Genomic DNA, 14,151 nt, shown 5'->3' on the forward strand with positions numbered 1-14,151 from the left:
TTCCCAACAAAAAAGAGACCGGAACAAAATGTTCAGGCCTCTTGAAAAGTCTCTTATTCTTCTTTTTCACCAATAACTTCAGGTTCAGCTACTTCAGCATCGCCATCAGTTGGCTCTTCTTCTACACGAGGTGCAGCTACGACTACTACTGTTTCTTCAGCTTCTGCAAGAACAGTTACGTTCTCAGGAACTTTCAAATCAGAAACAACAACAGTGTCGCCGATTACTAAGTCGCTAACGTTTAGCGTGATTTCAGTTGGGATATCTAGTGGATCAGTTTCCACTTCAACTTCGTTCAATGTTTGTGTTACGACACCTTCTTTAACATCTTCCAAGCCTTCCAGAACGATTGTAACTGGAACGGTAACTTTTTGACCTTTCGTAAGTGCGTTCAGTTCAACGTTGTAAATTTCAGGTTTTAGAGCAGAAAGATCAATGTTTTTAATCAACACTTGCGTTTCTTCTCCATCTAAATCGATGTTAAAAACTGCGTTACGTCCTAGTTCACGTAATAGTTCATCGAATTCCTTACGGTCGATTAAGACAGATTGTGCTTCCATATCTGAACCGAAGATTGTTGCGGGTACTTTATTATCGTTTCTAGCTTGTTTAGACGCAGACGTACCTAGTCTTTCTCTTTTTTGAGCTTTTAGTTTCATAAATATTTCCCTCCATAACGCGCTATTAATTTAATGCGCATAATATATAGTTATTGTAACATTTAAAACAACAAAAGGCTAATGATATGCTCGAAGCGTTTACATAGCTGTAATTAAAAAATTCAATTGTCCTTTTTTCGCAAGCTTTAGTATACTCATACGGTAGTAAAAAAATAAAAAAGGAGTTGATAAGAATGTGGTGGTTTATTCCCGCTATAGTAGCAACGGTTGCTTGGGGTACAGCTGATTTATTTTATAAGAAGGGTGCTGATCCTGCAGATAAATACAGTTATCTCAAAACAGTTATTATGGTTGGGCTTATTATGGGATTGCATGCTGTATATGTTCTAGTTGTAGAAGGCATTCAGTATGATCCAAGTTATTTAATCAAATATTTGCCCGTATCCTTTTTCTATATCGTTTCCATGGCAGTCGGATACGCTGGCCTTCGCTTTTTAGAATTATCAGTTTCATCGCCAGTTCAAAACTCTTCAGGCGCTATCGCTGGATTATTAACATTTATTTTCCTCGGACAGAGAATGACATCTATACAATTGTGGGCGATAGTCCTCATTACAGTAGGCGTTGTTTTGTTAGGTGTTTTCGAACATCAATTAGCAGAAAAAGAACGTTTAGAGAATAAAGAAGTTATTGATCGTAAATATAAATATGGTGCATTAGCATTATTATTCCCGCTCTTATACGCTTTACTTGATTCACTAGGAACGTTCGCAGATGCTTGGTTTTTCGACTATTATGCTTCAGTCGATGAGGCTAACTTGGAAATGCAGGCGAACCTATCGTATGAGTTTACTTGGTTATTAGTTGCAGCTGTTGCATTTATTTATGTCGTTGTTATTAAGAAACAATCATTCAAGTTAATGGAACAAAAAAATCGCGGCTTAGCTGCTATATTTGAAACATTGGGGCAGTTTTTCTATGTGTATGCAATCAGTTCAAATGCCGTTGTAGTAGCACCAATGATTTCTGCTTATTCGGTTGTTTCCGTTATCTTGTCCCGAATTTTCTTGAAAGAGAAACTGACATCGAAACAATACTTAGCAGTTACAGGTATTATCATAGGAATTATTATATTAAGTATAGAGTAATATAATAGAATGGGGAAAAAGACGTTTAAATCCGAATCTTCTAATGCATACCATATCCGTAAGCTGCTAAAGCAACAACAACCATAACAAAGTGGCTGTCGTATCTGTCTCTTTAAGCACGTTTACACCGCTAGTATTCATTAATAGGAGAGGGGCCGGGAAATCATTTCCCGGCCCCTCTCCTATGCGACGACACAAACGGTTTTTTGAATCTGAGTGCACGTTTTATAGCAAGAATGATTAGCTAAATCAAGCAGCTATTCTGCTACACATTTTTCTAGCGTTTCTTTAATAGAGGCAATGACGTCATGGTCTTTAATTCCCAATTCTTCCCATGTATCAGCCGGGTCTACAAATAAATCTTCTTCTTGAACTTGCCCGGACAAGGAATAGAGAATCCCATGTTCGACTCCATTTTCTTCAGCGTGACGATCAATTTCCTCGTAAGAACCTTTCATCTGTTCAAATGGTAGCACTGGAACTGTTGTTGTTTCTGTTTGACCAAGCGCATCTACCATCATTTGGTAAAATTCTTGGAATTTCATATTAACTGCGGAAATAGCATATGTTTTGCGATGCTTTCCATTCTCCATTGCACCAACTGCTGCTTCTGCCACCTGTTCGACAGTTACCATTGCCGTTCCACCTTTAAGGGCAGGAAAGACAGGGCGATCTTTAATCCGGTCCGTGAACATTTTCCATAGTGGTAAACGCCCTGGCATCGTTCCGAAAATATAAGGAAGACGCAAACTTGTTACCGTCATAGAGCCTTCACCTTCAGCAAACGCAACTTGTTCTTGCAGTAAACGCGTATTTGGATAAGGTTGGCTTTTTAGGTCGTATTTGCCTACTAATCGTTCAGCAAACTCTGCGAAATAAGAGCCAAAAATAACAAATTTCTTTATACCTGCTTGTTTAGCCAAGCGTGCGAAACGCTGTGTCGGTAATACATTTGCTTCGTAAAAGAATTTCAAGGCTGGTTTTGCCGGAACAACGCGTTCATCGGCTCCCGCTGCATACATAAATCCCTCACAGTCGCTTAAAAGTTCAATGATTTCTTGGTCGGTCAATGCATTCATATCGCCTAATGTAATCTCAACTTCTGCTGGCAACAAATTTTCTTCTGGCATCGGAGGCAATGCGATTGTTTTAACTTGGTACCCACGAGCTAACAGTTCCATCGTTGTGTAATACCCTAGAAAACCTGTTCCACCTAAAACGAATACTTTTGACATAGTTCATTCTCCTTTTTAATGCTTGTTATTTTGTTCACATATGAAGTATAATGGATGCGAAACCAAAAAAATCATCATTTATCCGTTAACCTTTCACTTTAAGGAGAATATTATGGTAAAAAATTACCCGTTTGTCGGTAGTCACTATTTTTCGGAAAACTTCAAACCACAAGATCTGTCACTCACCTATCAGCATATTCAAGCTACACAAACGCCGCATTTTTATAATGAAGTGGAATTTATTTTTATTGTTTCTGGCAAAGGTGAAATTGCCATCAATGGGCAGTTATTTGCGATTAAAGAGGGCGATTTAATTCACTTATTACCGTATCATGTTCATCAGTTGATACTCGCAGACAACCAGTCCGTGGAGTGTTTTCGCATCCGTTTTTCGCTCGGGCTCTTATTGTTGTCTTCGGTAAATGAAGATAATTACCTGTCAGCTTTGACACATATGGATTATACGGTTCCGATTATTTCATTGAATGCTCGTAAACAAAGACAGTTGCGTTTCTTTTGCGATGAAGTCATTTATGAAAAAAATCAAAATAATAAGCATTTTGAAACATTGCATATTTCGTTAACGTCTTACATTTCTTACTTATTTCAAACGATTAAAATGAATCCCTATCACAAAAATGAACCGGCAAACGGTTGGCGGAGTCTGGAATATTTACAGCTTTATCATCAAGACGAACTGACAGTGGAACGGGTCGCACATGCTCTGGCACTGACTAAAGAAGAAGTTCGTACTTCATTAAATCAACTAACCGGAATGGATTTTATTCAATTGTTGAATCAAGTGAGAATTCGAAATGCGACTGCCTTGTTACAGTTTCCCGATCTTACTATTCAAAAAATCGCCTCTATCTGTGGCTATGCTTCCAATGCCAATTTCTATAAACAGTTTAAAGAAGTTCACGACTTAACACCAACCCAGTACCGGCAAAACTTGAAAGAAAACAAGCAGATGATTGGATTTAATGATAGTTGGGACGTTATTATCTATATTTTAGAGAATTGTTGTACGCAATTGGACCTTGAAAGTGTGGTGACGCACACGAATTTTTCAAGTGATAAAATCAATAAGCTCTTACACGATAAGTTGAATATAGGGTTTAAAGAACTATTGAATCGCTGCCGCGTGCAGGTCGCGCGAATGTTGGTTCAGAATTATGATTTTAATCTGAGCGAACTAGCTATCAAAGTAGGTTTCTCTGATGTTAATACCCTCATCCGCAACTACAAAAAGTATTTGAATACTACACCGCATCAAGACAAAAAGCAGAGCAAATGGCCACTATGACCGCATGCTCTGCTTTTTAACTATTCTTCTAAAAATATTCCATACTCATTGTAGAATGTTTTTTTCAGTTGGATGAAACGAGTAAAGTCATTCAAAATTTGAAATAATAAAGCACGGTTTTCAAATTCTTCACGCGCTTGTGGCAATTGACTGTTTCGAAATTCGTCTAATAAAAGACGGATATCTTCCAAAAGAAATTCGCCCGTATTATTTTCATGCAGCTGATCAGCAGTGAGATAGAGCAAGCCCGATAAAATTTTTCCTTCTTTAATCGGAATCGTACAAAGCGAGATATTGTGATGGATGTACCTCAGAATCCGATTCTGGTTTCGGCGCATTTCAAAGTAATTGCTGTAATAATGCGTTTCTTTCCACGGCCTATTTTCAGTCTCAGTCAAAACTAAATCGGAAGCTTGATCTAACAAGAGATCCAATGCATCCAGCTCAGATTCCTTGCTCTCGCCATTATGCAAGAGTGCTTCGGATATATCGACCAATATTTCCTTCAATTTTTCATCTGCATCCTTCATCAATCCTAAAAAGATCGTTTCTTTTGAAGGCATATACAAGTTAACGATTATTGCAATACCTGCTCCAATTAACATTAGCATCAATTCGTTGCTGATTAAGCTCCATGCCACGCTTTGTTCGGCTAGAAGGTGGGTAACCAAAACCGAACAAGGTGCGACGCCGGACTCAACTCCCAATCGGTAAGCGAGCGGCACATAAATGAGTAAATACAACGCGAATACGTAGACTTTAAATCCCAAGAAATAAAATAAAACAGCAGCAATAAACAAAGCTAATACAGTTGAGATAACACGTTGAATAGCTGTTAAAAAAGAAGATTTATTCGTATCAAGAATACTCAAAATTGCAATAATCCCAGCTGAAATAGCATAAGATAAACCGACAGACTCAGCGATTAAAATAGCAATAAAGGCTGCAACGGCAATCTTAAAGGTTCGTAAAGGCAAAGACATTTAAATCTCCTCCAATTAGCAATAAACCCAGTGGTGGGGTGAAACTTCCTTGAATTCGCTCCCTTTATAGGCGACCAATTCGTCCTCTGCCTTGACGATAGAGTCATGATTACTTTCATGATTCGGATCTGGAATCGGAATGGCCGCGAGCAATTTTTTGGTATACGGGTGAATCGGGTTATTAAATAATTCTTCCGAATCAGCTAATTCAACAATTTTTCCATTATGCATGACGGCAACACGGTCAGAAATTTGCTTCACCATTGCCAAATCATGCGCGATGAATAAGTAGGTGAGTCCTAGTTTTTCTTGTAAATCTTCAAGTAAATCAACAATTTGCGCTTGAATCGACGCATCAAGTGCAGATAGCGGTTCGTCCAACACGATAAAGGTCGGATCCACAGCCAATGCACGTGCAATCCCAATCCGTTGACGTTGACCGCCTGAGAATTCGTGCGGGTAGCGTTCAGCAAACGAAGGGTGCAAGCCAACTAAATCTAAAAGTTCCAGAATGCGCGCTTTACGCTCTTCTTTCGTTTTAGTCAAACCATGAATATCCAAAGCTTCCCCAATTATGTCCTGGATTTTCATACGCGGGTTCAATGATGCATAAGGATCTTGGAAAATCATTTGCATATGCTTGCGCATCGCTTTTAAATCATTTGCTTTCAAATGGTTGATGTCAAAGCCTTCAAATAACGTTTCTCCTGAATCTGGTTCGTGAAGACGTAAAAGGGTGCGACCAGTTGTTGATTTTCCGGAGCCTGATTCACCAACCAAACCTAGAGTCTCACCACGGAAAATGGTGAAATCTAAATGGTCAACTGCTGTTACTTGTTGGTTACGTCCATACGGGAAAGCTTTCGTCAGTTGCGTAATTTGAAGAATAGGCTCGCGCTTTCCAGCATGAATTTCCGCCAGTTTTTCACGTTTTTTCATGGTTTTTTCTTGATGTAAATTAGGAATCGCAGCTAACAACATTTTGGTATAGTCGTTTTGTGGGTTCTCGAAAACGGCTGTAGTAGTGCCAGTCTCAACGACTTTTCCATCTTTCATTACCACTACTTTGTCACACATATTTGCAACAACACCGAAATCGTGAGTAATGAGTATAATTGCCATTCCGTATTGTTTTTGCAAATCTTTAAGCAACTGTAAAATTTGTGCTTGAATCGTCACATCGAGCGCTGTTGTCGGCTCGTCGGCAATAATGAGTGATGGGTTGCAAGCTAAGGACATCGCAATCATCATCCGTTGACGCATGCCCCCTGAAAATTCATGGGCATATTGCGTATAACGGTAATCCACATTGTTAATACCAACATTCGTCATAATTTCTTTGGCACGCTTTTCTGCTTCTTTCGCAGACAATTTTTCATGAAATAAGAGTGATTCGGTTATTTGTTTTCCCATTGTCATCGTGGGATTCAACGATGTCATCGGATCTTGGAAAATCATTCCGATATCATTACCACGGATACGTTGCATTTCTTTTTCAGATTTTGTGAGTAATTCATTTCCAAGGTAAGCAATGCTGGATTCAGGATGAATATGTGCATTTTGAGCCAGGAGCTTCATAATGGAACGGGCTGTAACACTTTTACCGCTCCCGGATTCGCCTACTAAGCCGATTGTTTCACCTTTTTTTACATCAAAAGATACATCGGAAACAACTTTTTGAACAGTAGAGCCCGTCGTAAAAGAAACGGATAAATTATTTACAGATAATAAGTTTGTCATAGTGTCGTCCTTTCTAATCTTGCAATCTATCTAATCAAAAAATAGCACGACTTGTCAAAAAATGAAAGACCTTATTAATCAACTAAAAAAAAGTAAGTCAAATGTCTTGACGAAAAAAGCCCTCTGCTATATTATTGTTTACAGATTAGAAATTTAATTCAAAATTGAAATGACTATGAAAAGAAAAGTACAAATTACGTATTAGCAAAGCGAGTCCCGTTTGGTGTGAGGGGATCTAGGACAAGATTTGGAAGTGCATCTTGGAGTCGTATGGGTGAAATTTATCAGCCCATAACGGGATTGCCCGTTACAGCAAAACAGTATATGTCTAATAATGTACTGAATGAGACGACAACCCATATGCAGGTTGTCTTATTAAGGTGGAACCGCAAATTACTTTGCCCTTAAATAGCCAGGCTTTTTTAGCTGACTATTTAAGGGCTTTTTTTATATTCAGGAAAGAAGGAGGAAATGAAAGTGGAAAGAAATAGCCCGCTACTAACGAATATTCGCTATTATTACGAACGTGCCTATCGTAAAAAAAGTTGGCGTTTTGGTTTAATTGGTTTTGGTTTGTTGTTTCATGTGTTGGTTGCGCTGAAGTACTTTTTAGGAGGGACGCGCACCGATGATAGTCATTGGCGTGAAGAATTCATTAAGAGCGGTCAAGCAGAGGCTTTGAAAGAAAAACTAAAGAAACAAGAAATAAAGAAAAATGAGTATTTAGGTATTGTAAAGACTCCCACTCAAATTGAGAATGATACGGAGAAGCTATTCAAAAGCGAGCTGACTAAAACAGTTGAGCAGCTGAAAAAAATACATTATCAAGAAAAGGGAACAGAACCTGATACATATTTGAAAGCAACACTTGCTGCAATCGGTACTTGGCCAGGATTTATACTTTCAATCATTCTGGCATGGCCGATGTACATATACTTGTTGATTCTTTCGCTTCCGACGTTACATTACATCGTTAATCGCTTGGTTATGATGTTGTTTGTAATTGTGGGAGTGACCGTCATTGTATTTACACTGTTGTATCTCTCGCCATCTGACCCTGCAGTTAATATTTTAGGTGACCAAGCAACGGATGCGCAATACGAAGCGTTCCGTCAATTACATGGCTTGAATGATCCCTACTTGGTTCAACTGGGTCGCACGATTAAAGGTATCTTTGCATTTGACTTAGGCAATGCGTATCAAGGGAATGAACAGGTGGTTGCAACCATCATGCGCCGTTTCCCTGTCACATTACGCTTAACGATTATGGCCTTAACGTTATCACTTTCGGTGGCCTTACCGGCAGGTATCTATGCGGCCGTAAAAGCTAACTCAACTTTTGATAATTTATTTATGTTAATTGCTTTAATCGGTATTTCGATTCCAAGTTTTTGGCAAGGTCTCATTTTCATCCTAAACTTCTCCATCAACTTAGGGTGGTTGCCGGCTACTTATAGTACTAGCAATTCCTTATCCTTATTGATGCCAGCCGTTGTTTTAGGGACAGGATTGATGGCATCGGTCGCTCGGATGACGCGTTCATCTACGTTAGAAGTGATTAATGAAGACTATATCTTGACCGCAAGAGCAAAAGGACTTTCGCATACACGTGTTATTTTGCGTCATGCGGTTCCGAATGCCTTGATTCCGATTGTGACTGTTGTTGGTTTGCAGTTTGGTGGAATGTTGGGTGGTTCTTCTGTAACGGAGAAAGTATTTAATATTAATGGTATTGGTAGTTACATTGTTGATAAACAATTTATACCGGATATCCCGAGTGTAATGGGTGGTGTCATCTATATTGCGATTATCCTTTCAGTCGTAAATATGTTCATTGATGTCATGTATAGTTTCTTGGATCCACGTATTCGTTCTCGGATTCAAAAGGGTAGGGGGTAACAAGAATGATGATTAAAAGTTATCGTGGCAGACAGATGTTACGTTACTTCCAATTTAACAATGGATTAAGCTGGGGGATGACAGCAGTATTCTTCCTACTCAGTATTAACTTTAGTCCTTTAAGTTTCAAGTTGCCGTTGTTAATTGGCGCGGTAGTACACGCTGTTTTGAGTGTCCTGCATACGGTCATGCTGAAAGAAATGAAGCGGGCATCATTTGATGCCGACCAACAGCAACCACTCTTTAAGGTATTTTCTCTACTATTAATACTCGGATTATTTGCCGGAAATATATTCACTTTCCTATCGGGCGCTATCGCACGGAAAAAGAATCCCGATGTTGGCTTCATTTATAGTCTGTATATGGTATTGGTGGATGTGTTTATTATTATTGTGACTCTCTTGAATCTCTTTAAACCATTCGTATCCAATACGTTTTTACTAACGTTATATTTATTAATCGCCGTTTTACTTTTCCACATTGTGGTCGCCGTTTTCGGCCAGAAGTGGTATCACTTAAATAAAAAAGCTCAGGTAACGGGTCTCGTTTTACTCGTACTGACAGCATTACTGGGGAACGTTTTAGCTTTGTTCGTGGCTGTTTCCATGTATAAAACGAATCAAGACCTGGCAGGGGATAGAAGGCAGACGAGTGTCCGGGAAAAGTTGACCCGTAACCAGGCCGCGCTCTTAGGATTAATGTTTATTACGTTTTTGATATCTCTGGCTTGGACAAGTAACTTTACGTTCAGTGAATCGTTCGCGGTTCAAAATAACTATGCGAACATTTTACAGCCTCCGACAATGGCTTCCCCATTTGGAACAGATAACTATGGTAGAGATGTGTTCTCTCGTATCGTTTTTGGCTCTCAAATTTCCTTGGCAGTTGGCTTGTTATCAACCTTACTACCGTTTTTCATAGGCGGAACGTTAGGTGCTGTTTCTGGATTTTATGGAAATAGAACGGATAACGTCATTATGCGTTTGCTGGATGTTTTATATGCTATACCTGGAATGCTACTGGCCATTACAATTGTTGCGTCATTTGGCGCTTCCACTACAAACCTGATTATCGCTTTGAGTCTAGGCTCTATACCTTCCTATGCCCGTACCATGCGTGCGAATGTGATGCAAGTGGCGAACTACGAATATGTCGAAGCAGCCCGTGCATTGGGTCAGGATAACCGTACCTTGATTCTTAAACACATTGTGCCAAACGCTATGGCGCCGATGATTGTTCGTTCGACTTTAACAATCGGAACGGCAGTTATTTCCACAAGTAGTTTAAGTTACTTAGGACTGGGTGTTGAAGCGCATGTACCGGAGTGGGGAAATATCCTGCGAATCGGGAGTCAATATCTTGAAACCAATCCATACCTGGCGATTTACCCAGGATTGGCGATTATTTTACTCGTTTTATCATTCAACTTTTTGGGTGACGGATTGCGTGATGCGACCGATCCGAAATTAAATTAAAGAAAAAATATAATTGGAGGTTTATATACAATGAAGAAGAAATTACTACCATTCCTAGCAACATCCGCTGCACTGGTATTGGCAGCTTGCTCTGTTCAAACGGAAGGTGACGCGAATTCAGACTCAAATACAGAATCTAACGTAACACAATCAACAGACAAAACAACGATCGAGATTCTGGGAACAAGCTCAAATGAAACGGACATGAACATTGTCCGTGATCAGTTAATCAAAAATGGTTTCGATGTTAAATTAAACACACAACCCGACTACGCAAGTTTCTCAGCACAACAAGATGCTGGAAACTACGACTTATCACTTTCAAGTTGGACAACGGTAACGGGTAATCCGGACTATGCTGTCCGTTCACTATTTATTACAGATGGTGACTACAGTAACTTATCTGACACTGATGTCGATGCGTTGATTGACAAAGCTGCAGTTGAAACACCGGAAGAGTATCAAGAAACATATAAAGAGTTTGAAGATGTATTGGTTACAGAAAATGCCTACATCGTTCCGCTTTATACATCACTAAAAGCACAAGCTTATAACAGCGAAGTATTAAATGGCGACACAATTCGTCTTTCTAAATCACGTGCATTTGCGTGGGAGCCTGTTTCATTTGTTGACGAATCTAAAAATGCTTCTGATTCATTGATGCTGACGCAAGTAAATGGTGATTTAACATCATTGGACCCTGTTAAAGGAAACGATGGTTCTATTAACCAGTTGAATACAAACATGTATGTGCGTTTGGTTAACTTAACAGATGATGATAATGTTGTTTCTGATGGCTCGCTATCATACAACCACGTTATCGCAGAAGGTAACTCAGAATTTTACTTTGTGCTGCGCGATGATATTAACTTTGCGGCAGTAGAGAACGGCGAAGCAGTAGACACAGGTCTAATGGTTAGCGGACAAGATGTTATTTTCTCGCTAGACCGTGCAAAAAATGCAGACTCTGTTCCGGATCACCGTACTTACTCATTGCATGAACATATTGACACTGTAGAATTAGTAACAGATGTTGCTGAATTGGAAAACGTTCAATTATCTGATGGTTCTGGCAATGTGTTGGATGCTTTGGCTGAAGATTTGGATGCACCTATTTCTAAAACAGTTGAAAATGCAGCAGATGTTAATAATGACGAAGGTTCATACCAAGTTATCAAATTGACAACGACTGAGGCTTTCCCACAAGTATTGAACTACCTAGCTCACCAATCAGCAGGTATTGTTTCTAAAGAACAAGTTGAAAGCATCAATACTTATGACATTGCTTCATTTGACCCATCAGTGGATATTGCTTACGGAGATCAACGTGCTGTAATCAACGGCGACAACCACTTGTATACAAGTGGCCCTTACATCATGACTTCTAAAGATGACTACGAAGCAACGTTCCAAGCAAACCCTGGTTACCGTCCAGAAACACCAGAAACAGCGCAAATTAAAAACGTGACAGTTCGTTTTATCGCTGATTCTGACAGTGCTTTATCGGCATTACGTGCAGGCGAAATTCACTTGCTATACGGACTAAGTGAAACGAAATACGAGATTATTGAAGAAGATGATAAACTTTCACTACAAAGCATGCCAAGTAACGCTGTTTCTTATATGCTATTCAATACATCCGGACGCGCTGTTTCTGAAAGTGAAAACTTGCGTAAATCGATTTTATTCTCCATTAACCAAGATGAGATTAACGCTGCTTACAACGGTAAAAAATTACCATCATACTCAACAGTGACACCACTTGTTGATACAGGTAACAAACTAGTAGCAGACCCAGCTAAAGTAGAAGAATTCTACGAAGCATATTTAGCAGAATAATCAGAGAAGCCTCCCTTAATCCGGGAGGCTTTTTTTTAGACATTATAATAGGAAGAAATGAACCGATGACAACTTTACAATCAGTTGGCCGCCTTATTTTCCATTCGAACTCGCTGTAAATAGCTTTACAATCAGTTGGACGATGAATTTTCTAAACCAACTACTTATAAATAATAGGTTCCTCGGTATTTCCCCTGTGCTATGAAGTTAGCCGTTAAAACATTGCTGAATCTTTGTTTGGCACATGATTTTCCACACCATTCATAAAGAGAACTGACGGTTAATTTCATATTTGGAAATAAAAGTTGGAATTCCCTGGCTGCATCCAAAATAGCCTGCGTAACATTGCCTGTTGAAGAACAATTTGAACAGCGATAAAATTTAGTATTCAACGGGACAACGATATCCCCGCACGCTCTACAACGAATCCCTTTCTTTAATTCCTCGAAACGATATAAAGGAATATTTTTACGAAAAGGTTCTGCCTTTGCTTTGTTTCGTAGCAATTCCTGCACAACTACGCGGAGACTATCGGTAATCGGTGGGAATTGATCCATCGTTTGAATATGGTGATGGATTTGTGTAGGTAGAAGCAGAGGTTTACCTACTGGAACGTTAAAAAGGGTGAAATGAGAATTAATAAAGACTACCGCTGCTTTCACTTCGCAGTTCGCTAAACTTAAGTCTTGAAGAAACTGCTTAAAACAATTTTTTGTCCGGGTTAATTGTATCAAAGGATTCGGGCAGGAAAAATTGGTTCCTTTCGTAAACAACTCATTCCCATAGTTCCATTCACCTTCATAGTTTTTCACTTCATAAATGAATAAGACGTTACCGATTACCAACAAATGATCAATTTGAAATTTTTGACCACTATGAGTTTCAAAATACAAATCTGATAGAATCATGTGTTCCGTGTTTAATTTTTTTAGTTCGTTAAGCAACTGTCTCTCACCCGTATGGCCTTTTCCTTCTCTCATTAGATATTTTTCCAGCTGTTCGTTACTTGCCATCCTAATCGCTAATGATTCCAACAATAATAAAGTTTCAGATTTTCCGGTCATATATATGACACCTCCTGTATATATATAAGCAAAAAATGTTAAAAAGCTTTTTTTAAATAAAATATAATTGTGGCGACATATTGTGGGCCACTTTATGGTATGATACAACATGTTGTAATTCCTCGATGAATAAAACAAAAGGGAAGGGATATGATGAGTGTGCTAGTGTTGGCAGGGATGATTGGAGCAGGGAAATCTACGTATACAAAGATGATTTCTAATAAATTGGGAACGCAGGCTTTCTATGAAAGTGTCGATTATAATCCCATCCTTGATAAATTTTATGATGACCCTAAGAAATGGGCATTCAGCTTACAAATTTACTTTTTAAATGCGCGTTTTAGAAGTATTAAAGATGCGTTGGTGGACGACAATAATGTGTTGGACCGCTCAATCTATGAAGATGCATTGTTCACGCATGTGAACCATTTGCAAGGAAACATTTCAATTGAAGAGATGGATATTTATAATGACCTTCTGGATAACATGATGGAAGAATTGGAAGGTATTCCAAAGAAAGCACCAGACTTGTTAATCTACTTAGACGGTCCATTTGAAATAATTTTGGAACGTATTCAGGAACGTGGCCGTGATTTCGAACAAATCAAAGACAATCCTGATTTGTTGGCTTACTACCGTCTGTTGTACGATAACTATGAAGCATGGTACGAAAGCTATAACCACAGCGCCAAAATTAAAATCAGTATTGCTGACTACGACATTCTAAACTCTGAAGACGATCAAGATCGTGTGATGGAAGTTATTCAAAAAGCAGTAGCAGAAGCACGTTTTGAGAATATGGCTCAAGCATAATCAAGAAGCATTCAGTTCCTAATCATTGG

At 39.0% G+C, this 14,151-nt stretch carries 11 protein-coding genes, 1 pseudogene and 1 other annotated feature; of the genes and pseudogenes, 6 read left to right on the plus strand and 6 right to left on the minus strand.

The genetic code is table 11. From position 1 onward, the window contains the following. Positions 1 to 53: 53 nt before the first annotated feature. Positions 54 to 659 (minus strand): 50S ribosomal protein L25, encoded by a 606-nt coding sequence (locus G7058_RS09655; protein WP_166063346.1) that lies wholly within the window; start codon positions 657 to 659, stop codon positions 54 to 56. A 194-nt stretch (positions 660 to 853) separates the two neighbouring features. Here G7058_RS09655 and G7058_RS09660 point away from each other — a divergent pair, with 194 nt between their 5' ends. Next, complete coding sequence (locus G7058_RS09660) at positions 854 to 1,768, plus strand: DMT family transporter (RefSeq protein ID WP_166063347.1); 915 nt, start codon at positions 854 to 856, stop codon at positions 1,766 to 1,768. 257 nt (positions 1,769 to 2,025) lie between these two features. On the opposite strand, the gene G7058_RS09665 is transcribed toward G7058_RS09660, so the two are convergent. Further along, complete coding sequence (locus tag G7058_RS09665; RefSeq protein ID WP_166063348.1) at positions 2,026 to 3,003, minus strand: NAD-dependent epimerase/dehydratase family protein; 978 nt, start codon at positions 3,001 to 3,003, stop codon at positions 2,026 to 2,028. Positions 3,004 to 3,115: 112 nt separating this feature from the next. Between G7058_RS09665 and G7058_RS09670 the strand changes: the two genes are divergently transcribed. Then, positions 3,116 to 4,309 carry a helix-turn-helix transcriptional regulator gene (locus G7058_RS09670; RefSeq protein ID WP_166063349.1) on the plus strand — a complete coding sequence of 398 codons (1,194 nt, stop codon included), beginning with the start codon at positions 3,116 to 3,118 and terminating at the stop codon, positions 4,307 to 4,309. Positions 4,310 to 4,329: 20 nt separating this feature from the next. On the opposite strand, the gene G7058_RS09675 is transcribed toward G7058_RS09670, so the two are convergent. The 3 genes and pseudogenes from G7058_RS09675 to G7058_RS12090 form a co-directional block, all read right to left on the minus strand. Then, positions 4,330 to 5,292 carry an aromatic acid exporter family protein gene (locus tag G7058_RS09675; RefSeq protein WP_166063350.1) on the minus strand — a complete coding sequence of 321 codons (963 nt, stop codon included), beginning with the start codon at positions 5,290 to 5,292 and terminating at the stop codon, positions 4,330 to 4,332. Between the two features lie 15 nt (positions 5,293 to 5,307). Then, positions 5,308 to 6,231, minus strand: coding sequence for an ABC transporter ATP-binding protein (locus G7058_RS12085; protein WP_227004529.1), 924 nt, complete (start codon positions 6,229 to 6,231; stop codon positions 5,308 to 5,310). Between the two features lie 36 nt (positions 6,232 to 6,267). Then, positions 6,268 to 7,032: pseudogene (locus tag G7058_RS12090) on the minus strand (ATP-binding cassette domain-containing protein); the annotation flags it as partial. 166 nt (positions 7,033 to 7,198) lie between these two features. Next, positions 7,199 to 7,441 (plus strand) — a binding site (T-box leader). A 68-nt stretch (positions 7,442 to 7,509) separates the two neighbouring features. On the opposite strand from G7058_RS12090, the gene G7058_RS09685 reads away from it, so the two are divergent. Genes G7058_RS09685 through G7058_RS09695 form a run of 3 tightly spaced genes read left to right on the plus strand, consistent with a single transcriptional unit; the run spans position 7,510 to position 12,245 of the window. After that, entirely contained in the window at positions 7,510 to 8,931 is a 1,422-nt protein-coding gene (locus G7058_RS09685; RefSeq protein WP_227004436.1) for an ABC transporter permease, read from the plus strand. A gap of 5 nt (positions 8,932 to 8,936) precedes the next feature. After that, complete coding sequence (locus G7058_RS09690; RefSeq protein ID WP_166063353.1) at positions 8,937 to 10,406, plus strand: ABC transporter permease; 1,470 nt, start codon at positions 8,937 to 8,939, stop codon at positions 10,404 to 10,406. A 30-nt stretch (positions 10,407 to 10,436) separates the two neighbouring features. Beyond that, complete coding sequence (locus tag G7058_RS09695; protein WP_166063354.1) at positions 10,437 to 12,245, plus strand: ABC transporter substrate-binding protein; 1,809 nt, start codon at positions 10,437 to 10,439, stop codon at positions 12,243 to 12,245. A 164-nt stretch (positions 12,246 to 12,409) separates the two neighbouring features. Here G7058_RS09695 and G7058_RS09700 read toward each other — a convergent pair whose 3' ends face one another. Beyond that, positions 12,410 to 13,309, minus strand: coding sequence for a nuclease-related domain-containing protein (locus G7058_RS09700; RefSeq protein ID WP_166063355.1), 900 nt, complete (start codon positions 13,307 to 13,309; stop codon positions 12,410 to 12,412). 153 nt (positions 13,310 to 13,462) lie between these two features. Here G7058_RS09700 and G7058_RS09705 point away from each other — a divergent pair, with 153 nt between their 5' ends. Further along, positions 13,463 to 14,122 carry a deoxynucleoside kinase gene (locus G7058_RS09705; protein ID WP_166063765.1) on the plus strand — a complete coding sequence of 220 codons (660 nt, stop codon included), beginning with the start codon at positions 13,463 to 13,465 and terminating at the stop codon, positions 14,120 to 14,122. Positions 14,123 to 14,151 lie beyond the last annotated feature (29 nt).

The organism is Jeotgalibaca porci, assembly GCF_011299095.1.
GTDB classification, from domain to species: domain Bacteria; phylum Bacillota; class Bacilli; order Lactobacillales; family Aerococcaceae; genus Jeotgalibaca; species Jeotgalibaca porci.